Annotated in this window: 20 protein-coding genes; 6 read left to right on the top strand and 14 right to left on the bottom strand. The window is 72.5% G+C overall.

Annotated features, from left to right (window positions below; all coding sequences use genetic code 11):
* Positions 1 to 36: 36 nt before the first annotated feature.
* The 3 genes from MKK70_RS15915 to MKK70_RS15925 all read right to left on the bottom strand — a co-directional run bounded on the left by MKK70_RS15915 (position 37) and on the right by MKK70_RS15925 (position 4,757).
* A complete protein-coding gene (locus tag MKK70_RS15915) occupies positions 37 to 2,862 on the bottom strand; it encodes a PAS domain-containing protein (RefSeq protein WP_243948831.1) in 2,826 nt (941 codons plus the stop codon).
* 63 nt (positions 2,863 to 2,925) lie between these two features.
* Complete coding sequence (locus MKK70_RS15920) at positions 2,926 to 3,723, bottom strand: Crp/Fnr family transcriptional regulator (RefSeq protein ID WP_243948832.1); 798 nt, start codon at positions 3,721 to 3,723, stop codon at positions 2,926 to 2,928.
* A gap of 173 nt (positions 3,724 to 3,896) precedes the next feature.
* Positions 3,897 to 4,757 carry a glycoside hydrolase family 25 protein gene (locus MKK70_RS15925; protein ID WP_243933174.1) on the bottom strand — a complete coding sequence of 287 codons (861 nt, stop codon included), beginning with the start codon at positions 4,755 to 4,757 and terminating at the stop codon, positions 3,897 to 3,899.
* Between the two features lie 203 nt (positions 4,758 to 4,960).
* On the opposite strand from MKK70_RS15925, the gene MKK70_RS15930 reads away from it, so the two are divergent.
* Positions 4,961 to 5,404, top strand: a complete 444-nt coding sequence (locus MKK70_RS15930; protein WP_147727184.1) for a DUF488 family protein — start codon at positions 4,961 to 4,963, stop codon at positions 5,402 to 5,404.
* Between the two features lie 95 nt (positions 5,405 to 5,499).
* Here MKK70_RS15930 and mntR read toward each other — a convergent pair whose 3' ends face one another.
* Positions 5,500 to 5,952: a manganese-binding transcriptional regulator MntR gene (gene mntR, locus MKK70_RS15935; RefSeq protein ID WP_147727183.1), complete on the bottom strand. Its 453-nt coding sequence runs from the start codon at positions 5,950 to 5,952 to the stop codon at positions 5,500 to 5,502.
* A 245-nt stretch (positions 5,953 to 6,197) separates the two neighbouring features.
* Here mntR and MKK70_RS15940 point away from each other — a divergent pair, with 245 nt between their 5' ends.
* Together MKK70_RS15940 and MKK70_RS15945 are read left to right on the top strand one after the other, a co-directional pair.
* Positions 6,198 to 7,541 carry an Nramp family divalent metal transporter gene (locus MKK70_RS15940; protein WP_243948833.1) on the top strand — a complete coding sequence of 448 codons (1,344 nt, stop codon included), beginning with the start codon at positions 6,198 to 6,200 and terminating at the stop codon, positions 7,539 to 7,541.
* 151 nt (positions 7,542 to 7,692) lie between these two features.
* The gene (locus MKK70_RS15945; protein ID WP_243948834.1) at positions 7,693 to 8,916 is read left to right on the top strand and encodes an ABC transporter substrate-binding protein; all 1,224 of its coding nucleotides are present in this window, start codon (positions 7,693 to 7,695) and stop codon (positions 8,914 to 8,916) included.
* 277 nt (positions 8,917 to 9,193) lie between these two features.
* Here MKK70_RS15945 and MKK70_RS15950 read toward each other — a convergent pair whose 3' ends face one another.
* Genes MKK70_RS15950 through MKK70_RS15965 form a run of 4 tightly spaced genes read right to left on the bottom strand, consistent with a single transcriptional unit; the run spans position 9,194 to position 13,249 of the window.
* Complete coding sequence (locus tag MKK70_RS15950) at positions 9,194 to 10,147, bottom strand: D-2-hydroxyacid dehydrogenase family protein (RefSeq protein WP_243948835.1); 954 nt, start codon at positions 10,145 to 10,147, stop codon at positions 9,194 to 9,196.
* 15 nt (positions 10,148 to 10,162) lie between these two features.
* Entirely contained in the window at positions 10,163 to 11,707 is a 1,545-nt protein-coding gene (locus MKK70_RS15955; RefSeq protein WP_243948836.1) for a PhnE/PtxC family ABC transporter permease, read from the bottom strand.
* Entirely contained in the window at positions 11,704 to 12,372 is a 669-nt protein-coding gene (locus MKK70_RS15960) for an ATP-binding cassette domain-containing protein (protein ID WP_243933172.1), read from the bottom strand. The genes MKK70_RS15955 and MKK70_RS15960 overlap by 4 nt, the downstream gene beginning before the upstream one ends.
* Positions 12,373 to 12,379: 7 nt before the next feature.
* Positions 12,380 to 13,249, bottom strand: a complete 870-nt coding sequence (locus MKK70_RS15965; protein WP_243948837.1) for a putative selenate ABC transporter substrate-binding protein — start codon at positions 13,247 to 13,249, stop codon at positions 12,380 to 12,382.
* A 232-nt stretch (positions 13,250 to 13,481) separates the two neighbouring features.
* Between MKK70_RS15965 and MKK70_RS15970 the strand changes: the two genes are divergently transcribed.
* A complete protein-coding gene (locus tag MKK70_RS15970; RefSeq protein ID WP_147841738.1) occupies positions 13,482 to 13,688 on the top strand; it encodes a hypothetical protein in 207 nt (68 codons plus the stop codon).
* Between the two features lie 57 nt (positions 13,689 to 13,745).
* On the opposite strand, the gene pgl is transcribed toward MKK70_RS15970, so the two are convergent.
* The 6 genes from pgl to MKK70_RS16000 form a co-directional block, all read right to left on the bottom strand.
* The gene (gene pgl, locus MKK70_RS15975) at positions 13,746 to 14,477 is read right to left on the bottom strand and encodes a 6-phosphogluconolactonase (RefSeq protein ID WP_147841739.1); all 732 of its coding nucleotides are present in this window, start codon (positions 14,475 to 14,477) and stop codon (positions 13,746 to 13,748) included.
* A complete protein-coding gene (gnd, locus tag MKK70_RS15980) occupies positions 14,474 to 15,454 on the bottom strand; it encodes a phosphogluconate dehydrogenase (NAD(+)-dependent, decarboxylating) (protein WP_243933167.1) in 981 nt (326 codons plus the stop codon). The genes pgl and gnd overlap by 4 nt, the downstream gene beginning before the upstream one ends.
* 97 nt (positions 15,455 to 15,551) lie before the next feature.
* A complete protein-coding gene (locus MKK70_RS15985; RefSeq protein WP_243948838.1) occupies positions 15,552 to 18,401 on the bottom strand; it encodes a bifunctional transaldolase/phosoglucose isomerase in 2,850 nt (949 codons plus the stop codon).
* Positions 18,402 to 18,572: 171 nt separating this feature from the next.
* Positions 18,573 to 20,660: a transketolase gene (gene tkt / locus MKK70_RS15990; RefSeq protein WP_243948840.1), complete on the bottom strand. Its 2,088-nt coding sequence runs from the start codon at positions 20,658 to 20,660 to the stop codon at positions 18,573 to 18,575.
* Between the two features lie 22 nt (positions 20,661 to 20,682).
* A complete protein-coding gene (locus MKK70_RS15995) occupies positions 20,683 to 22,575 on the bottom strand; it encodes a glycoside hydrolase family 15 protein (RefSeq protein ID WP_243948841.1) in 1,893 nt (630 codons plus the stop codon).
* Positions 22,576 to 22,749: 174 nt separating this feature from the next.
* Entirely contained in the window at positions 22,750 to 23,319 is a 570-nt protein-coding gene (locus MKK70_RS16000) for a hypothetical protein (RefSeq protein ID WP_243948842.1), read from the bottom strand.
* A 254-nt stretch (positions 23,320 to 23,573) separates the two neighbouring features.
* On the opposite strand from MKK70_RS16000, the gene MKK70_RS16005 reads away from it, so the two are divergent.
* Together MKK70_RS16005 and MKK70_RS16010 are read left to right on the top strand one after the other, a co-directional pair.
* Complete coding sequence (locus tag MKK70_RS16005) at positions 23,574 to 24,161, top strand: ANTAR domain-containing response regulator (protein ID WP_147729847.1); 588 nt, start codon at positions 23,574 to 23,576, stop codon at positions 24,159 to 24,161.
* 21 nt (positions 24,162 to 24,182) lie between these two features.
* Positions 24,183 to 25,199: a CmpA/NrtA family ABC transporter substrate-binding protein gene (locus MKK70_RS16010; protein WP_243948843.1), complete on the top strand. Its 1,017-nt coding sequence runs from the start codon at positions 24,183 to 24,185 to the stop codon at positions 25,197 to 25,199.
* Positions 25,200 to 25,732 lie beyond the last annotated feature (533 nt).

The following is a 25,732-nucleotide window of genomic DNA, read 5'->3' on the forward strand; positions in this document are numbered from 1 at the left end:
CGGGGCGGTCTCATCCCGCGCCGACCCGGGCGCGGCCTACTCCACGGCCTGGAAGCCCGACAGCGGCGCCTCGACGCGGCAGACGACCCCGTCGGGCTCGTAGGCGAGGCCGACCGCGCCCCCGACCGCGCCCGCGAGCCCGCGCTCGATCAGCCGCGACCCGAAGCCCTTCCGCGTCGGCGGCGCGACCTTGGGACCGCCGCGCTCGGTCCACAGCATCCGCACCATGGCGTCGGCATCGAGCGACCACGTCACGGCCACGCGGCCGCCGGGCACCGAGAGCGCGCCGTACTTGGCCGCGTTGGTGGCGAGCTCGTGCATCATCAGCGCCAGCGACAGCGCCGCCTTCGGGCCGACCTCGATCTCCGGCCCGTCGAGGGCGAGGCGCCCGGCCTGGCCGTCGTCGTGGATCGCCAGCGCCCCGGCGATCACCGCGGCGATGCCGGCGCTCTCGCGCGCGCCCGTCAGGAGGATGTCGTGCGCCTTGCCCAGGGCGATCAGCCGGGCGGCGAGCGCCTCCTTGGCGCTCTCGAAATCGGGGGCGTTGCGCAGGGTCTGCGACGCGATGGCCTGGACCATCGCGAGGGTGTTCTTGAGGCGGTGGCTGAGCTCGCGGTTGCGGAGCGCCTGCTGGTCCTCGGCCTGGATGCGCCCGAGCGTGCCCCAGAGCCGCTCGGCGACCTCGCGCACGAAGGCGATCTCGCCGGCGGCCCAGGCGCGCGGCGCGCGGTCGTGGACGAACAGCACCCCGGCGAGCCGGCCGAGCCGCGTCAGCGGGACGTTGATCGCGGCCCGTGCTCCCATGCCGGCATAGGCCGCGGCATCGCCGGCCAGCGCCGGATCGGCGCTGTCGGGGATCGCCTGCGGCAGGCCCGAGGCCAGGCGCGCCAGGGTCTCGGGGAAGGCGGCGAGCGGGCAGGGCGGCGGCGGGCCGGCCGGGTCGGCGTCCGCCGCGGTCCAGGCGGCCTCGACCTGGAACACGCCGCCCGCGACATCGACGGCGCCGTAGCCCGCCCGCGTCGCCGGAAGCGTCGCGCCGAGGATCGCGGCGGCGGCACCGATCGCCTCGGTCCGGCCCGAGGCGTCGCGCAGCGCGTCGCCCAGCGCGATGAGCGCACGGTGGCGCGCCTCGGTGGTGCGCTCCAGCGTGATGTCCTCGATCATCGCGGTGGTCTGGAGCCGGTCGCCCAGCGCCTGCGACACGAGGTTGACCCGGGCCCAGATGATGCGGCCGTCGGCACGGCGGTAGCGCTTCTCCAGGGTCTCGCGCAGGACCTCGCCGGCGGCGAGGCGCCGGTGCAGGGTGTCGCGCTCGGCCGCATCCTCCTGCGGGGTCCACAGCGCCACCGACCGGCCGACGATGGCGGCGGCCGGCGCGCCCCAGATGGCGCAGAGCTTGGCGTTGACGCTCAGCACCTCCAGGCTGTGCGGATCGAGCTGGACGATGCCGACGTTGGCGCCCTCGAAGATCGCGCGGACATCGGCCTCGGCGCGGTTGCGCTCGCTCAGGTCGAGCATCGCGCCGACCATGCGCACCGGCGTGCCGTCCGCGCCGCGGATCACGTAGCCGCGGTCGAGCACGTCGGCGTGGCGTCCGTCGGCGCGCAGGAAGCGGTATTCGAGGCTCCAGGCGTCGCTCCCGCCCCGGATCGCGGTACCGAGCGCCGCCTCGACCCGGTCGCGGTCGGCCGGGTGGACCTGCGCCAGCCACCATGCCCCGGTGGCGGCCTCGCCGTCCGGAGCCCAGCCGTAGGCGGTCTGGAGCGCCTCGTTCCACGTGACCGTGTCGGCGACGAGATCCCAGTCGCGGATCGCGTCGCTGGTCGCTCGCGCGATCAGGCGGTAGCGCTCGCGGACGGCCTCCGAGGCGAGGTCTGCGACCTTGCGCGCGGTGACGTCCCGGACGCTCCCGACGACCCGGTTGGCCCGGCCGCCGGCGAGCACCGGACGGCCGCAGATCGCGACCCAGCAGGGCGCATCGTCGGGCCGCGCCAGCCGGTAGTCGCCGCCGAACCGCCCGTCGCCCTCCGGGTCGAGGGCGGTGCGCAGGTCGGCGGCGGCGCGCATCCGGTCGTCCGGGTGGATCGCCCGCAGGAAGGTCCGCGCCAGGTTCGCCGGCTGCGCCGCGTCGAGCCCGAGCAGCCGGCGGGCGTGGGCATCGCAATCGAGGCGGTCGGCGAGCGGGTCGTAGTCCCAGATCCCGATCTCGGTCGCCTCGATCGCCAGCCGCATCAGCAGCGCGCTCTCGCCGAGGCGGACGGTGGTGGCGGCGCGCGCCGCGAGGGCTTGGCGCTGCCGGGCGAGGCGCGCCTCCCGACGGTCGAGGGCGGCGCGGCTCTCCAGCAGGCCGACCGTGCGGCGCCCGAGCGCCCGGAAGGCCGCCTCCTGGCCGGGCGCGAGGCCGGCGCGCGGCAGGGTGTCGAGGACGCAGAGCGTCCCGAGCGGGACGCCGTCGCGCGAGACGAGGCGGAGCGCCGCGAGGAAGCCGAACGGGAGCGCGCCTCCACCGGGCCCCGCGCCCCGGTCGGCGAGGACGCGGAGGTCGGGCAGGACGCAGAGGTCGTCTCGGAAGATGTCGCCGTGGGGGAGGACTTGTCCCTGGCGGACGCCTCCGCCCCGATCGAGCCCCCCTCGCGAGAGCAGCCGTGCCAGCGCCCGCCCGTCGGGCGCGGCGATCCCGAGGCGTGCCGCCACCGCCAAGCCGTCGCCGTCGACGAGGCCGAGGAAGGAGGCCGGCGCACCGAGGAGCGCACGCGCGAGCAGCACGGTGTCGTCGAAGCCGGTCTTGGCCGGATGCGCTCCGGAATCTGCGCGGGGCGCGGCCCGCACCGGTCGGTCGGGAAGGGTGGACGGGGCGCTCACCGCGGCGTCCGCGGCGATCCGCACGCCGCGGCGGCCTCGGGCCGTGGGATGGGGAAGCGGGGTTCAGCGCGCCGCATCCCGCCTCCTTCCGCCCTCGTCGCGGTCGGTCGCCGCCGCGCGCTCCGACGCGCCGCCGACGGCGTGGATGCTGCCGAGCACGGTGTCGTAGTGGCGGCGGACGACGCCGTGGCACTCGCAGGCGGCGTCCACCATCGCGGTGCGGTCGAGGATCGTGATGCGGCCGCGCCCGACGCGCAGCAGGCCCTGCGCCTGCAGCGTGCTGAGGATGCGGGTGAGATAGGTGCGCTGGACCCCGAGCATCGCGGCGAGCTGCTCGTGGGTCACGGGCAGCACGTCGCCGTCGATCCGGTCCTGGAGGGTCAGCAGCCAGCGCAGGCAGCGCGCCTCGATCGGGTGCAGGGCGTTGCAGGCTACCGATTGCAGCACCTGCGCCAGCAGGCAGTCGGCGTAGCGGGTGAACAGGGCGCGCAGGCTCGCCGAGCGGCGCTTGGCCTCCTGCAGGCGCGCCGCATCCAGGCGCAGGGCCGGTCCGCCGACCTGCACGACCGCGCTGGTGGAGGCGGGAACCCGGCCGTCGCTGACCGCGCCGCCGACGGCGCCTTCGCAGCCGATCGTGGCGGTCTCGGCGCTGCGGCCGTCCTGCATCGCGATCAGCAGGGTCACGACCGTCTGCCGGCAGGGAAACGTGATCGCGCCGACCTCGGCGCCGGTGGCGAAGAGCACGTCGCCCTTCTCGTAGGCGGCCGGCTCGAGATGCGGCGCCAGCAGGGCGCGGTCGGCGCCGCGCAGGCTCTCGAGCAGGCGGTTGCCGTCGAACGGGGAGGAAGACGCGACCGACATGCGATTCGACGGTGGAGGGATCATCACAACCTACAGGAGCGACCCGGCCGCAGTCCGTCCATTAGTGGACAGAAGACGCGCGAATTCGATGATTTTTCGACATTTGCGCGCGGCTGCGCCGGCGCGATCGCGCGTCGGCGGGAAGCGCTTTCAGAGGGGTGCCGGCCGGCTTTCTACTTGCCGGTGCAGAGGCCCTGCTCGGAGAGGCGGCGGTGCTCGCGTGGGTCGCAATCGGTCGAGAGGAACGAGGCCCACTCGGCCGGCGTCCCGTAGAAGGCGTTGCGGTCGACGTCGCCGCGCACCCCCGGCACGCGGCCGGTCGAGGTGAACTGCCACAGCATCCACTTGCGGTTGGCGAAGCGCTGCTCGGGCTCGGCTGCGGTCGAGCGCAGCCAATGCGGGTAATCCGGCAGCTCGCCCTCGAGCACGTCCTTGTGGAAGGTGATGTCGGTGTAGATGATCGGCCGCTTGCCGGTGTACCGCTCCATCTCCTCGAGCATGTAGGTCGTCATCGCCAGGGCCTGCGCCTTCGGCAGCTTCTTCGGGCAGGTCTGCGAATGGCCGTTCCACTCCACGTCCAGCACCGGGGGCAGGGCGGTCGGGTCGTTGGGGACGTTCTTCTTGAACCAGTCCATCTGCTCCTTGGCCGAGCGGCACCAGAACACGAAGTGGTAGGCGCCGCGCGGCACGCCCGCCTGGCCGGCGGCGTCCCAGTTTGCGCGGAAGCGGTCGTCGACGTGGTCGCCGCCCTCTGTCGCCTTGATGAAGGCGAACTGGGTGCCGGCGGCGCGCACCGAGGCCCAGTCGACCGGTCCCTGCCACTTCGAGATGTCGATGCCCTGGATCGGATGGCTCTTGGCCCGCGCGACGCCCGGATGGGGCTTCGCGTCGCCGTTCGTCGGGTAGAAGTCGTTGTTGGAGGCGCAAGCCGCGAGGCTCGCCAGAAGCGTCGCCGCCAGGATGCGCTTGGCGACCGCGCGCAGGCCGGCCGAGGTCGAGGCGAGATCCACGGGACGAGCATTCCTCAGCGACATCGATGCCCGGCCCGCCATCTGGTGAAGCGCCACAACAGAGCTATTCGATGGCCCCGAGGCGGTTAACAGACTTTTGCCGTCAATGCGGCGGAATTCCGGAACCCGTGTCGGACGAGACACATGACCGCGTGGAGCGCGTCCGCGCCGGCCCGCGCGCCGCGGGTTAAGTCACGCTGCCGCCTCGCTTCTTCGGAGGGCTCGGGTTGGGTAAGGTTCTGTTCACCATAGGTTACGAAGGGCTCGATCCGGAGCGCCTGACCGCCGCCCTCCGCGAGGCCGGATGCGGCCTGCTCGCGGACGTGCGGGCGGTCGCCAACTCGCGCAAGCGCGGGTTCTCGAAGGGGGCGCTCAAGGCCGGGATCGAGGAGGCGGGCCTCGCCTACGCCCACCTGCGCAGCCTCGGCACGCCGAAGGCCGGGCGCGAGGCGGCCCGCGGCCACGACGCGGCGCTGATGCGCAGGATCTACTGCGAGGCCGTGCTCGACACCGCCGACGGCGGCCTCGCCCTCGATGCGCTCGCCGGGATGGCCGAGGCCGCGCCGACCTGCCTGCTCTGCTTCGAGCGCGCCCCCGAGCGCTGCCACCGGCGCGTGCTCGCCGAGCGCCTGGAAGCCCGCGGCTTCACCACCGTCGACCTGTTCGGGTGAGATCCGCCTTCGGAGGCGACGAGGCTCGGCCGCAGGCGCGAACGTGGGCCGCCGCTGCGGCGGATGCCTCCGACCCGGGTCGAAGGCGCCGAGCGTCACGCGTCGGGCCGGCCTTCGCAGAAGCGCCGGAACGCCTCCAGGGTCTCGCCGCTGACATGGTGCTCGATGCCCTCGGCGTCGCGCCGCGCGGTCTCGGGGCTGACCCCGAGGGCGCACAGGAAGCGCTCGACGATGCGGTGGCGCTCGCGCGCCTGGCTCGCGAGCGCCCGTCCGGCCTCGGTGAGGAACACGCCGCGATAGGGGCGCTGCTGCACGAGGCCGTCCTCGGCCAGCCGCTTCAGCATCTTGGCGACGGTCGGCTGCGCCACGCCGAGGCGGGCGGCGATGTCGACCTGGCGCGCCTCGCCGCCGTCGCCGATCAGGTCGGCGATCAGCTCGACGTAGTCCTCGACGAGCTCGGAGCGCCGGGCCTCGCGGGCCTGCCGGAAGCTCTCGACATGGACCTCCGGGTCGATGAGCGCGGGCTCGGATCGTGGCGGATCCTGCATGGTGCCGGCTCTCTCCCCCCTTGGGCAGGTCGCGCGGAAACGCTTTGCGGTTTCGCGCCCGAAGCCTGCGATCACACCCATAGGCCGGGCGGCTGCGGCGCAGGCAGCCTGTTTAGCAAAAGCGGCGCGGAAGGGGAGCCCCGGGCGCGCGCAAGATTCGATCTTGACCTTGAGCCCGAGCACATCTTTATAGCTCATGCTATAAAGCGCGCGGCACGGGGCCGGGCAGGATCGCGGCGACGTTCATGGACCAACCCATCGCGGACACGCCGGCCGGCGGCCGGACCGCACCGCAGCGCGACAGCCTGAGCCTGCGCACGGAGCGGCGCATCCGCGACGTGCTCGACGGGCGGGCCGTCGGGCGCGGCCGCTTCCTGCTGTTCACCGGGCCGGCCGTGATGGCGTCGATCGCCTACATGGACCCCGGCAACTTCGCGACGAACATCCAGGCCGGCGCCAAGTACGGCTACGGCCTGCTCTGGGTGGTGCTCGCCGCCAACCTCGTGGCGATGCTGTTCCAGGCGCTCTCGGCCAAGCTCGGCATCGTCACCGGCCGCAACCTCGCCGAGCTCTGCCGCGACGAGTTCCCGAGGCCGGTGCGGCTCGCGATGTGGGCGGTGAGCGAGCTCGCCGCGATGGCCACCGACCTCGCGGAATTCCTCGGCGGCGCGATCGGCCTGGCCCTGCTCACCGGGATGCCGCTGTTCGCCGGCATGGTGGTCACGGCCGTCGTCACCTACGCGATCCTGCTGCTCGAGCGCGGAGGATTCCGCTGGATGGAGATCGTCATCGGCGCGATGGTGGCGACCATCGGCCTCTGCTACGCGATCGAGCTGTTCATCGCGCCGATCGCCTGGGCCGACGCGGCCAGGGGGCTGACGACGCCGCGGATCCCGGACGCCGAGGCGCTGACCATCGCGGTCGGCATCATCGGCGCCACGGTGATGCCGCACGCGCTGTTCCTGCATTCGGGGCTGACGCAGGGACGCGGCGGGGTCCGCGACGACGCCGACCGGCGCCTGCTCCTGCGCTACTCGAACCGCGAGGTGGTGGTGGCGCTGGCGCTCGCCGGCCTGGTCAACATCGCCATGGTGATCATGGCGGCGGCCGCCTTCCACCTCGGCCACAGCGAGGTCGCCGAGATCGACCAGGCCTACAGGACGCTGACGCCGCTGCTCGGCCCGGCGGCCGCGGGCGCGTTCCTGGTCTCGCTGATCGCGTCCGGCGTCTCGTCCTCGGTGGTCGGCACGATGGCCGGGCAGATGGTGATGCAGGGCTTCCTGGGCTGGCGCGTGCCGCTGATCGTGCGGCGGCTGGCGACGATGGTGCCGGCCTTCGTGGTGATCGGGATCGGCGTCGACCCGACCCGCGCGCTGGTGCTCTCGCAGGTAGTGCTGTCGCTGGCGCTGCCGGTGCCGATGATCGCGCTGGTGCTGTTCACCCGCCGCCCGGACCTGATGGGCGCCTTCGCCAACCGGCGGGCGACGCAGGTCGCGGCGGTGGCGGGCGCGGCCCTCGTGCTCTGCCTCAACGCGGTCCTGCTGGCGCAGGCGTTCGGCGTGCCGGTCCCGGGGCTGGCGGCCGGCTGAGGCCTCCGGCCCGCGCGCACCCCGGTTACAGTCGGCCCGATCCGGCACGACGGACGGCTGACAGGCGGCCGCCTTTCGCGCTCAATGGCGTCCGGACGCGAAGGCCGAGCGGCGATGAACGCTGCCGGCGGCGTCCCTCGGGAGAGACGCCATGATCCGCCACCTCGTCACCGCGGCCGCCTGCCTCGTCGGCGCGCACGCGGCGCTCGCACAGGAGAAGACCGCCCCGACGGACCTCGCGACCGTCAAGATCGGCGTGCTCAACGACCGCTCGGGGGTCTATTCCGACTCCACCGGCGAGGGCGCGGTGATCGCCGCGCGCCTGGCGCTCGAGGATTTCAAGCCGGCCGAGCACGGGCTGACCGTCGAGATCGTCTCCGCCGACCACCAGAACAAGCCCGACATCGGCGCCGCGCTGACCCGGCAATGGTACGACCGCGACGGGGTCGACGCGGTGTTCGACGTGCCGACCTCCTCGGTGGCGCTGGCCGTCAACGCGATCACCCGCGAGAAGAACAAGGTCTTCGTGAATTCCGGCGGCGGCACGCCGGACCTCACCGGCGCGCAATGCACGCCCAACACCGTGCACTGGACCTACGACACGGTGGCGCTCGCGACCAGCAACGGCAAGGCGATGCTGAAGCGCGGCGGCGACACTTGGTTCTTTCTCGCCGCCGACTACGCCTTCGGCCTCGCGCTCGAGCGCGACACCCGCGCGGTGGTGCTCAAGAACGGCGGCACGGTGCTCGGCACCGTCAAGACGCCGTTCCCGACCGCCGACTTCTCGTCGTTCCTGATCCAGGCGCAGGGGTCGGGGGCCAAGGTGATCGGGCTCGCCAATGCCGGGGGCGATGCCGCCAACGCGATCAAGCAGGCGCACGAGTTCGGCATCCGCGAGAGCGGGCAGGCGCTGGCCGCGCTGCTGATCTCCTCGACCGACATCCACGCCCTCGGGACCACGATCGCCCAGGGGCTGACGCTCACCGAGGCGTTCTACTGGGACCTGAACGACCAGACCCGCGCCTTCTCCGAGCGCTTCGCGAAGCGCGACGGCGGCCGCAAGCCCACCGCCTACCAGGCCGGCGTCTACGGCGGCTTCCTGCACTACTTGAAGGCGGTGGCCGCGCTCCATTCGGCCAAGGACGGCGCCGCCGTCGTCGCCAAGATGAAGGAGATGCCGACCGACGACCCGCTCTTCGGCAAGGGCACGATCCGCGCCGACGGGCGCAAGATCCACGACATGTACCTGTTCGAGGTCAAGAAGCCCGCCGAGTCGAAGGGCGAGTGGGACCTCTACAACGTCCTGGCGGTCAACCCCGGCAACGAGGTGTTCCGCCCGCTGGCCGAGGGGGGCTGCCCGCTGGTGAAGGGGTGAGCCCGGGGCAGCGCTCCGTGGCGCCTTCTCCCAGGGGGAGAAGGGTGGGATGAGGGGCGTGACCTCTCCGTAGGGGTCCCATGCCTCGACCCGCAAGCGCTCGGGGTGGGAAGCTTTGCCCCGTCCGCTCATCGGTGCGGAAGGGGCGAATCCGACAGACTGGAACGCGAGAACCGGCGTGAGAGGTGCAGCCTCTCCGGACGACGCACGCCCCTCATCGTGTCCTTCTCCCCCTGGGAGAAGGGACCCGCGGGCGATCCGGCGACGATCGCGTCCGTCACCCGATCACCCGCACCGGCGCGCCGTCGAGAAACCCTTGGATGTCGGCCACCGCCTCGGTGAAGTAGGTGCGGTAGTTGGCCTCGCTGACGTAGCCGAGATGGGGCAGGGCCAGCAGGTTCGGCAGGCTGCGCCAGGGCGAGTCCGCCGGCAGCGGCTCGGTCTCGAACACGTCGAGGCCGGCTCCGCCGATCCGCCCGTCCCGGAGCGCGGCCTGCAGCGCCGGCCCGTCGACGAGGCCCGCCCGCGCGGTGTTGATCAACAGGGCGTGGGGTTGCATCAGCGCCAGCGCCGCGGCGTCGACGAGCCCGCGGGTGCGCTCGCCCAGCACCAGGTGGATCGAGACCACGTCGCTCCTGGCCAGCAGGTCCGCCTTGGACGGCGCAAGCGCGACGCCGGCCTCCGCCGCCCGCTCCGCCGTGAGGTTCGGGCTCCAGGCCGAGACCGCCATGCCGAACGCCTGGCCGATGCGGGCGACGCGGGTTCCGATCTTGCCGAGCCCCAGGATGCCGAGGCGGCGGCCGGCGAGATCCGCGCCCACGCTCGTCTGCCAGCCGCCGGCCCGGAGCGCGTTCGCCTCCGGCACGACGCGGCGGGCGAGGCCCAGGATCAGCGCCCAGGTCAGCTCCACCGGCGGCTCGGAACCGCTCGCCGTGCCGCAGACGGTGATGCCGCGTGCCTTGGCCGCCGCGAGGTCGATGCTCGCGTTGCGCATGCCGGACGTGACCAGGAGCTTCAGCTTCGGCAGGCGCGCGAGCAGGGCGGCCGGGAACGGCGTGCGCTCGCGCATCATCACCACGATTTCGCACTCGGCGATGGCCTCGACCAGCGCGTCCTGCGTCGCGAAGCCCGCGCGGAAGGTCCGCAGCGCGACCCGGTCCCGGACGGCAGACCAGTCCGCCAGCGTGGTGGCGACGCCCTGGTAGTCGTCGAGGATCGCGCAGTTGAGCATGGTTGGCATCCGATCTCAGGCCCGGGCGGGCGCCGGCGGGGGGCCCGTCACCGGGTCGGCGAGCCGCGTCGGCAGGGTGTTGATGCGCAACGCCGTCCGCAGCGCCCGCGACGCGGCGTCGACCGCGACCGTCATCGCGGCGGTGGCGGCGATCAGCACCACGGCGACGTCGAGGCGCAATTCCGAGATCGCGGCGTCGACGTAGTAGCCGAGCGTCGCGACGCCGAGGATGCCGAAGATCGCGCTCTCGCGCAGGATCAGCTCCCAGCGGTAGAGCAGGTAGGCGAGGAACTGCCCGTAGAGCCGCGGCACGGTCTCGTAGGCGTAGAGGTTCAGGCCGCGCGGCGCGTCCGCCCGGTAGGGCAGCGCGTCGGCGTGGCGGCCCATCAGATAGCCGATGATGCCGGCGTTGTGGATCGACAGCGCGAGGATCGCCGGCAGCATCGAGGGGCCGAGCATCTGCAGCAGCACGTAGGCGAGCATGTATTCCGGCGTCGAGCGCAGCACCACGAGGAGCACGCGCCCCGCGGGCGACCCGAACCGGCCGGAGAACCGGCGCGACACCAGCGGGAACAGCACGAGCGCACCGAGGGCGGTGGCGACGAGGGCGATCTGCGCCAGCACCAGCGTCTGCACCGCGCCGGGGAGGATCTGCCCGGTGAGGATCGGCACGAACCAGGCCCAGAGGCGGGGCAGGGTTTCGGGATCGAGAAGGCTGGCGCCGCGCAGGGGCGCGGGGACGACGTCGTGGGTGAGGAAGCGGAGGAGGCTGGCGCCGACGTTCGTGGTGCCGATCGTGGCCGGCAGCGCCAGCGCGCTCGCCGCGATCAGCACCGGCACGGACCCCACCCGCACCCAGAGCCGGCGCGAGCCGATCAGCGCGTAGAACACCAGGAGCAGCGCGCCGGCCTCGGCGTAGCGCCCCTGCCGGAAGGCGGATTCGAGATAGAACCCCATGGTCGGCAGGCCGATGAAGCCGAGCACCAGGGTCGAGCGCATGGCGCATTCGAAGCGGTAGAGCGTGTAGTGCCGGAAGGACCCGGCGACCTCCGGCAGGCGGGCGTAGAGGAAGGCGGAGACGCTGCCCGTGCCCTCGGGCAGCACCCGCAGGGCCGAGAGGTCGGCCTCCTCGATGATCTCCGAATAGACCTTCGCGCAGATGCCCGCGTAGGGCAGGGCGATGGCGAGGATGCCGGTGGTGGCCGAGAGCCCGAACACCTGCATCAGCAGCAGCGCCCAGAACAGCTCGTGCACGGCGCGGAGCCCGGCGCAGAGGAGGCGGATGCTGCGGAACCGCGCGAAGGGAATCGCCAGCAGGAACCCGGTGCCGGCCCCACACGTCACGCCGAGCACCGCGAAGGCGACGGTGTAGACGACGCTCCAGCCCTCCACCGAGAGCAGGTCCGGCCGGATCAGCCCGGCCAGCAGGCGCTGGAGATCGGCCCAGGGGTTCAGGCTGGTGACGTGCAGGTCGGCGAGAAACAGCGCGGCGAGCGCCGCCGCCGCGAACCAGCGGCTGACGGCGGCGTAGCCCGGGGTGGAGCGCTGCCGCCCGATCACGCCGCCGCCTGGTAGAAGGGGCTCAGCGCGGCGGCGTCGAGGGTGCGGGCCGGCGCGTCCAAGACGATGCGGCCGGCATCCAGCACCACGATCCGGTCGGTGTGGGCGAGCGCCAGCGCGACGTCGTGGAGGGCCACCACCAGGGTCTCGTGGCTGCGGGCCATCTCGGCGAGCACCGCGGCGCCCTGCATCCGGTCCAGCGCCGAGACCGGCTCGTCGCCGACCAGGATCGGCCGGCCGTTGTAGAGCGCGCGGGCGACCGAGACGCGCTGCTGCTGCCCGCCCGACAGCGCGCCGGCCTTGTCGCGGATCTTCTCCGCCAGCCCGACGCGGGCCAGCACCGCGCGGATCTCGGCGAGGTCGGCGGCGGCGGGGAAGGCCAGGGTGCGCAGGTTGTGCAGGGTCGAGCGGCGGTCGAGCCGGCCCATGTAGACGTTGTGGAACACCGACAGCGTCCGCACGAGCGCGGCCGCCTGCGGCACCAGGGCGACCCGCTCCGGGGCCTGCGCCTGGATCAGGCCGATCAGCGTCGACTTGCCGGCGCCGGAACGCCCCATCAGCGCGACCCGCTCGCCCGCGCGGACCGTCAGGTCGATGCCGGAGAGCACCGCGCGCCCGTCGTAGGCGGCGCTCGCGTTCGTCAGCCGGATCGCAGGTTCGGCCATCGTCGGGTCAGTCGAGCAGGCCGGTCGACCGGCCCACCGCGATCAGCGGCGCATAGGCCGCGTTGTCGACGGGGATGAACTTCGAGCGGCCGAACGGCGCGAGGATCGCCGGATCGGTGATGCCGACGAGCGCCGCCTTCAGCCCCGCGGTGAAGCCTTCGCCGTAGATCGCGTCGACGTCGCCGCGGACCGTCCACTGGTAGTCGGGGAAGGTCGGGCTCTCCCAGATCACCGAGACCGCCTTGGGGTCGACCTTGCCGGCCTTGGTGTCGAGATCCCAGACCGAGTAGTCGACCGCGCCGACGGCGAAGGCCCCCGACTGGACGAGCTGGATCGTCCGGCTGTGATCGCCCGAGAAGCCCACCGTCGGGAAGACCTGCTCGGGGGTCTTGCCGGGAAAGGCCTGCCGGATGAAGTATTCCGGCATCAGCCGCCCCGAGGTCGAGGCGCGCGAGCCGAAGGTGAAGCTCTTGCCGGCGATGGCCTTCGGGAAGTCGGCCGCCTTCGCAAGGCCGGTCTTCGCGTTGGCGATGAGGTAGGTCTTGAAGGCGGCATCCTCGGCCCCTTGCGCGATCGCCTGCGAGCCCGGCACGGCCTTGCGGGCCTGCACGCCGGTGAAGCCGCCAAACCAGGCGAGCTGCACCTGCCCGTTGGTGAAGGCGGTGACGGCCGCCGGATAGTTCTTCACCGGGATGTAGGTCACCGGCACGCCGAGCTTGCCTTCGAGGTAGGCCGCAACCTTGCCGAAGCGCTCGACCAGGCGGCTCTCGTCCTGGTCGGGGATGCCGGTGAACACGAAGGCGGGCTTGGCGCCCTGCGCCGTGGCCGGCCCCGCGACGGCGACGCCGGCGAGCGCCGCCAGGACCAGAATCCGCACCCCGTCGATCATAGCGTCCCTCTCGCCCGTCCCGAAGACGCCTGACCTAGCAGAGCACCGCCCCCCGACGCCATGGCCGCAGGTGCATCGCCGCCGCGGGACTTCGTGGGCGAGGCGCCCGCCTCGGATCTCCCCCGGTGCCGTCGGTCACGATGCCTTGAGCGGATGGATACCCGCCTGTCCGAAGCCCGTTCGGGCACGACGATCGCATCCTCGAGAAAGCCATCCCGACATGAAGACCCTCCTCCTCGGCGCGACGCTGGCCCTCGGCCTCCTGGCAGGATCGAGCCTGCCGGGCCACGCCGCCGCCGGCGACGGCCTCGACCGCAACGCGGCGGCGACCGGCAACAGCACCTTCGCCGGCCAGCATCGGACCGCGCGCATGGGCAGCATGACGGCACGCAGGCCGATGATGCGTCGTCACCGCCGCCATCGCTGAGCCGATCCCCGCGGGCCGCCGGTCAGGGGCCGGCTGCGGCCCGCGGGGGCGATCCCGTCACGCGGCCGCGGCCGCATCGAGCAGCCAGGCGATCCGGCCCTGGCTCGTCACCCGCCCGGCCGGGAGATCCTCGCCCGCGGCGAGCCGCCGGAGCGCCGCGCGCTTGCTCTCGCCGCTCACCAGGAACAGGACCAGGGCGGAGGACGCGAGCGCCGGATAGGTCAGCGTCACGCGGGGCACGAAGGGCGCGAGCCCGGCCTCGGGCACGGGGGCGACGAGCCTGGCCGTCTCGGACAGGGCCGGCTTGCCCGGGAACAGCGAGGCGGTGTGTCCGTCCTCGCCGAGCCCGAGCAGGACGCAGTCGAACAGCGGGCGGGCCGGATCGAGCCGGTCGGCGCCGTAGAATTCCAGGAGCGTGCGCGCGTAGGTCTCGGCCGCGGCCTCGGGCCCCGCGTCGGTCGGGATGAAGTGCAGGTGCGCCGCCGGCACCGCCGTGCCGTGGCCGAAGGCCTCGCGGACCATGCGGACGTTGCTGTCGGCGTGGTCCCACGGCACCGCCCGGTCGTCGCCGAAGAACCAGTGGACCCGGTCCCACGGCACGCGGCCGACATGGTCCGGGCCGGCCAGCAGCGCATAGAGCCGCTTCGGCGTCGAGCCGCCGGACAGGGCGATCGCGATCCGCTCGGATCGGGAGGCCTCGCAGGCGGCGATCAGGCGCTCCGCCGCCTCGTGGGCCACGGCGTCGGCATCGGGCAGGACCACGGCATCGGGCGGCAGCGCGGCCGTCATGACTTCTTGGGCTCCTGGTGCCCGCCGAAGCCCTTGCGCATCGCCGACAGCATCTTGTCGGCGTAGGAGGCGTCCTCGCGCGAGCGGAAGCGGCGGTAGAGGGCATTCGAGAGCACGGTGGCCGGGACGGATTCCTCGATCGCCGCATTGATCGTCCAGCGCCCCTCGCCGGAATCCTCGACGTAGCCGGAATAGTCGTCGAGCTTCTCGTCGGTCGCCAGCGCGTTCGCCGTCAGGTCGAGGAGCCAGGACGAAACCACGCTGCCGCGGCGCCAGACCTCGGCGATGTCGCCGAGGTTGAGGTCGAAGCGGCGCTCGGGCGGCAGGTTCTCGCTGTCGGCGTGCTTGAGGATGTCGAAGCCCTCGGCATAGGCCTGCATCAGCCCGTACTCGATGCCGTTGTGGATCATCTTGACGAAGTGGCCCGCCCCGCTCGGGCCGGCATGGATGTAGCCCTGCTCGGCGCGGGGGTCGCGCCCCTCGCGGCCCGGCGTCCGCGGGATGTCGCCGATGCCGGGCGCCAGCGTCGCGAAGATCGGATCGAGCCTGCCGACGGCGGCGGTGTCGCCGCCGATCATCATGCAGTAGCCGCGCTCCAGCCCCCAGACGCCGCCCGAGGTGCCGACGTCGACGTAGTGGATGCCCTTGCCCTTGAGCTCGCCGGCGCGGCGCACGTCGTCGCCGTAGAACGAGTTGCCGCCGTCGATGATCACGTCGTCGGCCTGCATCAGGCCGGACAGGGTCTTGACGGTTCCCTCCGTGATGGCGCCGGCCGGCAGCATCACCCAGGCGGCCCGCGGAACGTCGAGCTTGCCGACGAAGTCCTCCAGGCTGTCGGCGCCGACCGCGCCGGCCTCGACCAAAGCCTTCACCGCCTCCGGGTTCTGGTCGAAGACCACCGCGGTGTGCCCGTCGCGGAGGAGGCGCCGGACGATGTTGCCACCCATCCGGCCGAGGCCGATCATGCCGAGCTGCATTGGTTTGGCACTCCGTTTGAGACTCTATCGGGGTCGGGCCCCTCATGCCCGGCGGCGCCCGCGTGGCGGAGCCGGGCGCGATCGTGCGTCGGGTCGCTCAGCCCGCGGCGGCGGTCAGGGCCGCGGCGATCCGCTTGAGGCCCGCCGGGACGTCGCCGCCCTTGATGTGGATCCGCAAGGCGCGGCGCCCGCGCTCGGACAGCACCGACAGGTCGCCGCGCGCCTGCGCCGCGACCACCGTGCCGAAGCCGAGCTTGCGCCCCGGAATCGCGAGATCCTCGGTCGGATCGGCGGTGATCTGCACGAACACGCCGCTGTCGGGGCCGCCCTTGTAGGCCTGCCCCGTCGAGTGCAGGAAGCGCGGCCCGAACTCGAGGCAGGTCGCGACGTGCTTCGCGTCGCGGATCGCGAGGCGGGCCTGCTGCAGCGTGGCGTGGTTCGCCGCGTTGCGGGGCACGTAGGCGAGCAGCGCCAGGTAGTCGCCGGCCTTGAGCCGGGCGACCTGCGCCTTGAGCCCGGCCTCGAGGCCGTCCGTCGCCGCCGGCAGCGCGCCGGCATTGGCCGGGTCGGCGTAGAGGGCGATGGTCTCGTCCTCGAACACCGGCGTCTCGGGCGGCAGCGCGCCGCTCGCCTCGGCGGCCTCGAACAGCTTCTTCGTCTCGATCTTGCTCGCCTCGACGTCGGGCTGGTCGAACGGGTTGATGCCGAGCAGGGCACCAGCCACCGCGGTCGCCATCTCGAAGCGGAAGAACTCCTGCGGCAGCTGCTCCACCGTGTCGAGGGTGATGCGCACCACCGGATGACCGTCGCGCTCCAGGCCGCGCAGGGTCTCGTCCTGGCGCTCGTCGGCATGGCCGTCGAGGCGCAGGTAGACGAAGACGCGGTCGTGGCCGTAGGCGGCCGGCACGTCGACGGGCTCGCCGTCGATCGGGATCAGGCCCTTGCCCTGCTTGCCCGTCGATTCCGCGATGAGCTGCTCGGCCCAGCCGCCGAAGCTCGCGATCGCCGGCGAGGCGACGATCGTCACCTTGTCGCGGCCGGCCAGCCCCGCGGTGCCCATCGCGGCGCCGAGGAGCACCCCGGGGTTCTCGGTCGGCGGCACGGCCGGGCCGCAGGAGCGCACCATGATCCGCGCCCGCTCCAGGAAATCCTTCACGTCGATGCCGATGCAGGCCGCCGGCACCAGCCCGAAGGCCGAGAGCACGGAGTAGCGCCCGCCGATCTGCGGCACGCCGTGGAAGATCTGCCGGAAGCCGTCGGCCTCGGCCGCCTTCTCCATGGCCGAGCCGGGATCGGTGACCGCGAGGAAATGCGCGCCGGCCCGGTCGCCGACGACCGCCTTCATCCGCGCCAGGAAGTAGTCGCGGAAGACGTTCGGCTCCAGCGTCGAGCCGGATTTGGAGGCGACGATGAACAGCGTGCGCGGCAGGTCGAGGGTGGCCTCGAGCGCACGGACCTCGTCGGGATGGGTCGAGTCGAGGATCGAGAGCTTGGGGAAGCCGTCGCGGTTGCCGTAGGTCAGGCCGAGCACTTCCGGGCCGAGGCTCGACCCGCCCATGCCGAGCACCACGACGTCGCTGAACGCCCGGCTCCGCACCCAGGCCGAGAGCGCGGCGTAGGCGTCGGCGCGCTCCAGCTCGTCCTCGACGATGCGGAGCCAGCCGAGCCACTTGTCCTCGTCGGCGCCCGACCAGACCGTCGTGTCGTGCGCCCAGAGCCGGCGGATCGCGCCGCTCGCGCGCCAGGCCTCGACCGCCTTGCCGGTCTCGGTCGCGAGCGCGTCGCCGAGCTTGAGGCTCTGGCCGTCGAGCCGGTGGCCGAGCAGCGCCACGCGCTTGCCGGCGACCGCGCCGAGCAGCTTGTCGGCGGCGTCGATGAACAGCTGCACGCCCTCCTCGACCAGCTGCCGGGCCACCGCGTCGATGTCGATGCCGGCCTCGGAAAGGCGCGCCATCACGGCCTCCGCCCCGGCCACGTCCTCCTCGATCGCGTTGCGGACCTCGCCGTGGTCGCGGAACGCGTCCATGGTCGCCGGCGGCATGGTGTTGACGGTGTTCGGGCCGATCAGCTCCTCGACGTAGAGCACGTCGCGGTAGGCCTTGTTCTTGGTGCCGGTCGAGGCCCAGAGCAGCCGCTGCGCCTTGGCGCCCTTCTCGGCGAGCCCCGTCCACGCGGCCTCCCCGAACACCGCCTTGTAGCGCTGGTAGGCGAGCTTGGCGTTGGCGATCGCGACCTTGCCCTTGAGGTGCTCCAGGGCGGCCTTCTGGTCGGGGTCGTTGGCCGCCGCGATCTTCTCGTCCAGCAGCTTGTCGACGAGCACGTCGATGCGGCTGATGAAGAAGCTCGCGACGCTGGCGATCCGCGAGACGTCGCCGCCGTTGCGGGCACGCTCCGCGAGCCCTTCGACGAAGGCGCGGGCGACCTTCTCGTACTCGCCCTGCGAGAACAGCAGGGTGACGTTGATCGAGATGCCCTCCGCCGTGAGCTGGCGGATCGCCGGGATGCCCTCCGGCGTCGCCGGCACCTTCACCATCAGGTTGTCGCGGCCGACCGCCTTGTGGAGCCTGCGGGCCTCCTCCAGCGTCTCCTCGGTCTGCAGGGCGAGGTAGGGCGACACCTCGAGGCTGACGTAGCCGTCGGCGCCGTCGGACGCCTCGTAGACCGGGCGCAGCACGTCGGCCGCCGCCTGGATGTCGGCGATGGCCAGGCCCTCGTAGAGGTCGATGACGCGGCTGTCGCCCTGCTCCATCACGCCCTTGAGGCTGGCATCGTACTCGTCGGAATGGCCAATGGCCTTCTCGAAGATCGACGGGTTGGAGGTGACGCCGCGCAGGCCGTCGTTCTCGACCAGCGCCTTGAGCTCGCCCTTGGCGATGAAGCCGCGGGCGACGAAGTCGAGCCAGACCGCCTGATCCTGTTCGGTGTGCAGGGCCTTGAGCGCGTTCATGTCGATGCCTCGCAGATCGTCGGTCTTCACGTCGTCGATGCCGGCCGGGCCTGGTCGGCCGGCCTCGGCGGGTCTGTCTTGGTCGGTATGTCTTGGTCGATATGTTCTGGGGATCAAACACACGACCCGGGTCTTGGCTCCGGCACGGAACGCAGACCCGGGTCGCGGCCGCTAGGGCTTGCGCGCGCCCCGGTGCTTGGCGATCTGGTCGCGGGCGGCCAGCAGCACCTTCTCCGGGGTGAAGCCGAACTTGGCCTGCAGGTCCTTGATCGGCGCCGAGGAGCCGAAGGTGTGCATGCCGATGATCGTGCCGGCCGAGCCCGCGTAGCGGTCCCAGCCGATCGCCGAGCCCTGCTCCACGGCGACGCGGGCCAGCACGGCCGGCGGCAGCACGCTCTCGCGATAGGCCTCGTCCTGGCGCTCGAACAGGTCCCAGGACGGCATCGAGACGACGCGCGCCGTCACCCCCTCCGCGACTAGGCTCTCGTAGGCCTGCATGCAGAGCTGCACCTCGGAGCCCGAGCCGATCAGGATCACCTCCGGCGTGGCGTCGCCGCCCGCGAGCACGTAGCCGCCCTTGGCGACGCCCGACGCGCTGGCGAACTTGGTGCGGTCGATCGTCGGCAGCGGCTGGCGCGAGAGGGCCAGCACCGCCGGCTGGTCCTTCAGCGAGAAGATCACGCGGTAGGCTTCGGCCACCTCGTTGGCGTCGGCCGGGCGCAGCGTCACGAGCCCGGGGATGCAGCGCAGGCTCAGGAGCTGCTCCACCGGCTGGTGGGTCGGCCCGTCCTCGCCCACGCCGATCGAGTCGTGGGTGAAGATGTGGAAGACCGGCAGCTCCATCAGCGAGGCGAGCCGCACCGCCGGGCGCATGTAGTCGACGAAGACCAGGAAGGTCGCGCCGTAGGCCCGGAGGCCGGAGAGCCCGAGCCCGTTCACGATCGAGCCCATGGCGTGCTCGCGCACGCCGAAGTGGATGTTGCGGCCGCCCGGCTCGAACGGGGTGAGCGAGCCCGCCCCCTCGAAGGTGAGGTTCGACTTGTTCGACGGCGCGAGGTCGGCCGAGCCGCCGAGCATGAACGGCACGTGCTGGGCGATGGCGTTCAGCACCTTGCCGGAGGATTCGCGGGTCGCGAGCCCCTTGGCATCGGGCTCGAAGACCGGGATGTCCCGGTCCCAGCCCTCGGGCAGGCGGCCCTCGAAGAAGGCGTCGAGCGATTCCGCGTGCTCGGCGTCGGCGTCCTTGGCCGCCGTTAGGAAGCCCTGCCACTGGTCGTAGAGCTCGGCCCCGCGCTTGCCGATGTTGTCGGCGAAGTTCTGCTGCACCCCGTCCGGCACCAGGAACTGCGCGTCCTCCGGCCAGCCGTAGGCGCGCTTGGCGCCCTTGACCTCGTCCTCGCCGAGCGCGTCCGAGTGGGCCTTCGCGGTGTTCTGCTTCTTGGGCGCGCCGAAGCCGATGATCGAGTTGACGACGATGATGGTCGGCCGGTCGCTCGACTGCAGGAAGGTCTCGATCGCGGCCGAGATCGCGTGCACGTCGTTGGCGTCGGCGACCCGCAGCACCTGCCAGCCGTAGGCGAGGAACCGGGTGGCGACCTCCTCGCCGAAGGCCAGCTCGGTGTGGCCCTCGATGGTGATGGTGTTGTTGTCGTAGATCCAGCACAGGTTCGACAGGCGCAGGTGCCCGGCGATCGAGGCGGCCTCGGAGGCGACGCCCTCCATCAGGTCGCCGTCCGAGCAGATCGCGTAGACGTTGTAGTCGAACAGCGGCAGGTCGGGCTTGTTCAGGTGCTCGCCGAGGTAGCGGCCGCCCATCGCCATGCCGACGGAGTTCGCCACGCCCTGGCCGAGCGGCCCGGTGGTGGTCTCGACGCCGGTGGTGAAGTGGTATTCCGGGTGGCCGGGGGTGCGGCTGTCGAGCTGGCGGAAGGACTTGATGTCGTCGAGCGTCACGGCCGGCGCGTTGCCGCCGTCGGTCTCGGCCACGTTGGCGAGGTGCAGCAGCGAATAGAGCAGCATCGAGGCGTGTCCGCAGGACAGCACGAAGCGGTCGCGGTTCGGCCAGTGCGGATGCGCCGGATCGTAGCGCAGGTAGCGGTTCCACAGGGTGTAGGCGACCGGCGCCAGCGCCATCGGTGCGCCGGCGTGTCCCGAATTCGCCTTCTGCACCGCATCGATCGCCAGCGTGCGGATCGTGTCGATCGAGAGCTTGTCGATCTCGGAAAGCGCCGTCTTGGGCGCGGTGTCTGCTCCGCTCATGGTGTCGTCTTTCCCGTTGTCGTCACTGCGGCGCGAGACTGCTCGCGACCGCGCGTGGATCGTGCTCACGCGAAACTTGCGCGCCCGGCCCGCGGCCGGCGGGCGCATCCGAATCGTCGGCGCCGCCCCGCTCCTTCGCAGGCCCTTCGGCCCGGCTGTAATTGAGGATGGTGTTCACGAGCGCAACATGCGTGAACGCCTGGGGGAAGTTGCCCACCAGCCGCTGGGCCTTCCCGTCGTACTCCTCGGACACGAGCCCGAGGTCGTTGCAGATGCCGATCAGGCGCTCGATCAGCGCGCGGGCTTCCGCGCGGCGGCCGAGGCCGATCAGGTTGTCGGCGTACCAGAACGTGCAGGGCAGGAACGCGCCCTCGTTGCCGGGCAGCCCGTCCGTGGTCTGCCCTTGCGTGTCGTAGCGCAGGATGAAGCCGTCGCGCATCAGGTCCCGGCCGATCGCCTCGACGGTGCCGACCACGCGCGGGTCGTCCTGGGGCAAGAAGCCCATATGGGCGATCAGCAGCAGGCTCGCATCGAGCTGCTTCGAGCCGTAATACTGCACGAAGCTGTTGAGCTCCGGGTCGAACCCCTTCTCACACACCTCCGCGTGGATCCGGTCGCGGATCGCCTTCCAGCGCGCGACCGGTGCGTCGGGGGCGCCGGGCTGGCCGGCGTGGCTGCGGATCGCGCGGTCGAAGGCGACCCAGGCCATGACCTTCGAATGGACGAAGTGCTTGCGGCCGCCGCGCACCTCCCAGATGCCCTCGTCCGGCTCGCTCCAGACCTTCTCCAGATGTGCGATGATCGCCAGGCCCACGCGCCAGCCGTCCTTGTCGGTCGGCATGCCGCGCATCCGCGCCTGGTAGAGCGCGTCGAACAGCTCGCCGTAGACGTCGAGCTGGAACTGCGACATCGCGGCGTTGCCGACCCGGACAGGCTTCGAGCCCTCGTAGCCGGGCAGCCAGTCGAGCTCAATCTCGGGCAGCAGCCGCTCGCCGGCGATGCCGTAGAGGATGTGCGCCTGCTCCGGATTCCCGGCCACCGCGCGCTGCAGCCAGTCGCGCCACGCCCGCGCCTCCTCGAGGAAGCCGCCATCCATCAGCGCCATCAGGGTGAAGGTCGAGTCGCGCAGCCAGCAGAACCGGTAGTCCCAGTTGCGGACGCCGCCGAGCGACTCCGGCAGAGAGGTCGTGGGCGCGGCCACGATGCCGCCGGTCGGCATGTAGATCAGCGCCTTCAGCGTCAGGAGCGAGCGCTTCAGCATCGCGTCCCAGGGCGTGCCCTTCGCGCAGCGGTCGGACCAGTCCCGCCAGAACTGGTCGGTGGCGGCCAGCACCTTGCGCGGCTCGATCGGGGGCGGGTCGTCCTCGTGGCTGGCGCCGTAGCTCAGGGTGAAGGCGACCGACTCGCCGGCATGGACCGTGAACTCCGAGACCGTGGTCTGCCCATGGCCCCTGAGATGCGCCTTGGTGCGCAGGACCGCCTTGTGCGGGCCCGAGATCGCCCGGAGGTCGCCGAGCTCGTTGTGCGACACCCACGGCACGGCCGAGCCGTAATCGAAGCGCATCGCGAGATCCATGCGCATCGCGACGCGGCCGTGCAGCCCCTCGACGAGGCGGATCAGGTGCGATCCGTCGCCGGCGGGCATGTAGTCGATGACCCGGACCTCGCCCTCGCGGGTCTTGTGGTGGGTCTCCAGAACGAGGCTGCCTTCGCGGTAGGCCCAGGTGGTCTCGACATGCCCGGCCTGCGGCGCGAGGCGCCAGAATCCGTGCTCCTCGGTGCCGAGGAGGGAGGCGAACAGGGCGGAGGCATCGAAGCGCGGCCAGCACAGCCAGTCGACGCTGCCCTGCCGGCTGATCAGCGCGGCGGTGCGGCCGTCGCCGATGAGCGCGTAATCCTCGATGCGTGCGGCCATGAAGCGGATCCGTCGCGGCCGGCGACAGCAGCCGTCCGATGCACTGCACCTAGGTCGACGACGCGATGCGGTCCAGGGCGCGCCCGGGAAATCCGATGGTGGGGGCGGTGCGGGTCGGATCGCGGCCCCGGTCGGGCGGCCGCACTGCAGCATCACGCGGAATTCCGGGCCGCCTCAGTTCAGGCGGTCGACCAGGAGCGCGACCGAGCTGCCGAGCGACGAGGCCCCGCTGCGCAGGTAGGCGGCGGCATCCCCGACGACGCGCGCGGCCGGGGCGAAGGGGAGGGCGAGGTCCGGCAGCAGGCCGTCGCGGGCCTGCGCCTGCGCCTCGACGGGCGCGGGCCGGACGATCTCGGAGAACGGGTCGGGCCGGCGCGGCGGCCCCTCCGCGCAGCGCGGGGCGGTGCAGGCGCGCCGGAGCGGCGCGGCGGTCGCCACCCGGGCGACCGGATGCGGCGCGGCCGCGGTGCGGATCTCCGGCAGGACGAAGCTCGGCGGCACCTGCGCGAAGGCGATGGCGGCCGGCAACCGGGGCAGGGCGGCCTCGACCGGAGCCGCCGCATGGAAGGCGTGGGGCGCGACCGAGGCCGCCGGAACCGGAGCGGGCGGCGTCGGAGCCGGCTCGCGGCAGATCAGCGAGCCCGCGCCGAGGACGAGCGCCGTCACCAGGGTCGGGAGGAAGGGGAGGGAGAGGCGGCCGGAACCGCCACCGTCGAGGGCCGCGAAGGGGTCTGGCTTCGACATCCGATCCTTCGAACCTCCGCACCGTCGCGACGGCCACAGAGGTGCCCTGCATTTGCGGCGGAAGCTGGACCGTTTCCTTTCCGCTCGGTTGCGCGGCGCGATCAGGGCCGCGGGGCGAGCGCCTCGGCGCGGCGCTTCCGCCGGAACGGGGCACGCCGCTTGCCTTGCGACACGGCCGGCGGCATGCGTCGCGGCCACGCTCCGACTTGCTGCCCCGACTTGCTGCCCCGTTTGCCGCCCAACGCCGGGCCCCGATGACCGAAACCAGCCTCACCGTCGCCGTGATCGATCCGAGCCGGGCGCGTGCCGCGATCCTGGAGGAGGGCCTGCGCGCCGCCGGGATCGGCCGCGTCGTGGTGATGGCCGACACCGCCGACCTGATGGAGCGCGTCGCCGCGCTCGCCCCCGACGTGGTGGTGATCCACCTGGAGAGCCCGAGCCGCGACATCCTGGAGCAGATGTCGGGGGTCGCGCGCCACGTCGAGCGGCCGGTGGCGATGTTCGTCGACCGCTCGGACGCCACGATGATGCAGGCGGCGGTCGATGCCGGGATCTCGGCCTACGTCGTCGACGGCCTGCGGCCCGAGCGGATCAAGCCGATCCTCGACATCGCGATCCTGCGCTTCAACGCGTTCTCGCGGCTGCAGCGGGAGCTGTCGGAGGCGCGGGGCGAGCTCGCCGACCGCAAGCTGATCGAGCGCGCCAAGGGCATCCTCATGAGCATGAAGGGCCTGTCCGAGGACGAGGCCTACAAGCAGCTGCGCAAGAAGGCGATGAACGAGAAGCGGAAGATTGCCGACATCGCGCGGGCGATCGTCACCGCGGCCGACCTGCTCGGATGAGGGCGCGATGAGACTTCGCAGATGAGACTTCACCTGGGCTACGTGCCCCTCTGCGACGCGGCCCCCGTGATCGCCGCCCACGAGATGGGCTTCGCCCGCGCCGAAGGGCTCGATCTCGACCTCACCGCCGAGCCGTCCTGGGCGACGCTGCGCGACCGGCTGGCGCTCGGCTACCTCGACGCCGCACACATCCTGGCGCCGCTGGCGCTGGCGAGCGCGCTCGGGCTGTCGGGGCCGCCCTCCGACCTGATCGTGCCGCTGTCGCTCAGCCTGAACGGCAACGCGATCACCCTGTCCGGCAGCCTCTGGGCGGCGATGGCGCCCGAGAGCGAGCGCCTCGCCGACGTCGCCCGCGCCTTCGCCCGGATCGCGCGCGCGCGGAGGCAGGCCGGCAAGCCGCTGACGCTCGGCACCGTCCACCCGTTCTCCTCGCACACCTATCAGCTCCGGCTGTTCGCCGAGGCCGGCAGCCTCGACCCGGCCGCCGTCCGGCTGGTGGCGGTGCCGCCCCAGCACAGCGTCGAGGCGCTGGCGCGCGGGATCGTCGACGGCTTCTGCGCCGGCGCGCCCTGGAACGCGGTCGCGGTCGCGGCCGGCCTCGGGCGCATCGCCGCGCTCGGCTGCGAGGTGGCGCCGGACGCGCCCGAGAAGGTCCTCGCGGTCGCGCCGCGGCTCGACGGCGCGATCCCGCCCCTGGTGCGGGCCGTCGCCAGGGCAGGGCGCTGGTGCGCGGACCCGGCGAACCGCTCCGAGCTCGCCCACCGGCTCGCGCGGCGGGCCTATCTCAACCTCGATCCCGCCCTGATCGCCCGCACCCTCGAGGGCACGATCGTCCTCGACGGGACGGGTCTGCAGCGCGAGGCCCCCGACTACCTGCGCCTCGACGCGGCGGCGCAGGAGCCGCGCGCCGCGCATGCCGGCTGGGTTCTGGCGCAGATGAAGGCGGCCGGGCAGGGGCCGCTCGACGACCTCCTGCCCGCCGCGGAGGCGGTCTACCGCCCGGATCTCTACGCGGCGGCCGGACTATCCCCCGCCTGAGACCTGCGGGACGCCCGCATCCGACGGAATCGCCTGCGAGGAAACGGAACGCGGAGGCCGCGACGTCGTTATCGTCATGCCATGCCAGGTTGCCGCAAGCTCGACACCGCCTCGTCCATTCCCGCCTCGCGCGGACGCGTGGACCTCTCGGCCTATGTCCGGCACCGGGGCCGCGCGCCCCGGGCGATGAACGACAACCGGCGGGCGCGGGCAGCGCACCCCTGGCGGTGGGCCCTCCTCATCGGCGCCGTCCCCGTCGTCGGCTTGATGGCAGCCCTCTCGACCCTCATCTAGCCGACCCGCCGGGCACAAGCCTCCTGGACGCTCGCGCACCCCCGCCGAGCGTCCTCTCCGTTCGACGGGCCCGCGACGCTGCGCGGTCAAGTCGAGGGTGCATCGTGGGCCCCTGCCCGATCGGGCTTCATTCGCCTCATCTTTGTGCAGCGCACACCCTCCGCGCGAAACCGGGCACCGACCGCTCGGCCGTGCCCGGCAGAGCGCGCGAGCCTCGTCCCGCCGAACTGGCACGGAAC

Origin of the sequence: Methylobacterium sp. E-041 (assembly GCF_022829665.1) — a bacterium.
In the GTDB taxonomy this organism is placed as follows: Bacteria; Pseudomonadota; Alphaproteobacteria; order Rhizobiales; family Beijerinckiaceae; genus Methylobacterium.

Coding starts and splice junctions, on each gene's coding strand:
- MKK70_RS15920 (WP_243948832.1), bottom strand. CDS start 3,723: ATGTCGGTCGCGTCTTCCTCCCCGTTCGACGGCAACCGCCTGCTCGAG.
- MKK70_RS15925 (WP_243933174.1), bottom strand. CDS start 4,757: ATGTCGCTGAGGAATGCTCGTCCCGTGGATCTCGCCTCGACCTCGGCC.
- mntR (WP_147727183.1), bottom strand. CDS start 5,952: ATGCAGGATCCGCCACGATCCGAGCCCGCGCTCATCGACCCGGAGGTC.
- MKK70_RS15940 (WP_243948833.1), top strand. CDS start 6,198: ATGGACCAACCCATCGCGGACACGCCGGCCGGCGGCCGGACCGCACCG.
- MKK70_RS15945 (WP_243948834.1), top strand. CDS start 7,693: ATGATCCGCCACCTCGTCACCGCGGCCGCCTGCCTCGTCGGCGCGCAC.
- MKK70_RS15950 (WP_243948835.1), bottom strand. CDS start 10,147: ATGCTCAACTGCGCGATCCTCGACGACTACCAGGGCGTCGCCACCACG.
- MKK70_RS15960 (WP_243933172.1), bottom strand. CDS start 12,372: ATGGCCGAACCTGCGATCCGGCTGACGAACGCGAGCGCCGCCTACGAC.
- MKK70_RS15970 (WP_147841738.1), top strand. CDS start 13,482: ATGAAGACCCTCCTCCTCGGCGCGACGCTGGCCCTCGGCCTCCTGGCA.
- pgl (WP_147841739.1), bottom strand. CDS start 14,477: ATGACGGCCGCGCTGCCGCCCGATGCCGTGGTCCTGCCCGATGCCGAC.
- gnd (WP_243933167.1), bottom strand. CDS start 15,454: ATGCAGCTCGGCATGATCGGCCTCGGCCGGATGGGTGGCAACATCGTC.
- MKK70_RS15985 (WP_243948838.1), bottom strand. CDS start 18,401: ATGAACGCGCTCAAGGCCCTGCACACCGAACAGGATCAGGCGGTCTGG.
- tkt (WP_243948840.1), bottom strand. CDS start 20,660: ATGAGCGGAGCAGACACCGCGCCCAAGACGGCGCTTTCCGAGATCGAC.
- MKK70_RS15995 (WP_243948841.1), bottom strand. CDS start 22,575: ATGGCCGCACGCATCGAGGATTACGCGCTCATCGGCGACGGCCGCACC.
- MKK70_RS16000 (WP_243948842.1), bottom strand. CDS start 23,319: ATGTCGAAGCCAGACCCCTTCGCGGCCCTCGACGGTGGCGGTTCCGGC.
- MKK70_RS16005 (WP_147729847.1), top strand. CDS start 23,574: ATGACCGAAACCAGCCTCACCGTCGCCGTGATCGATCCGAGCCGGGCG.
- MKK70_RS16010 (WP_243948843.1), top strand. CDS start 24,183: ATGAGACTTCACCTGGGCTACGTGCCCCTCTGCGACGCGGCCCCCGTG.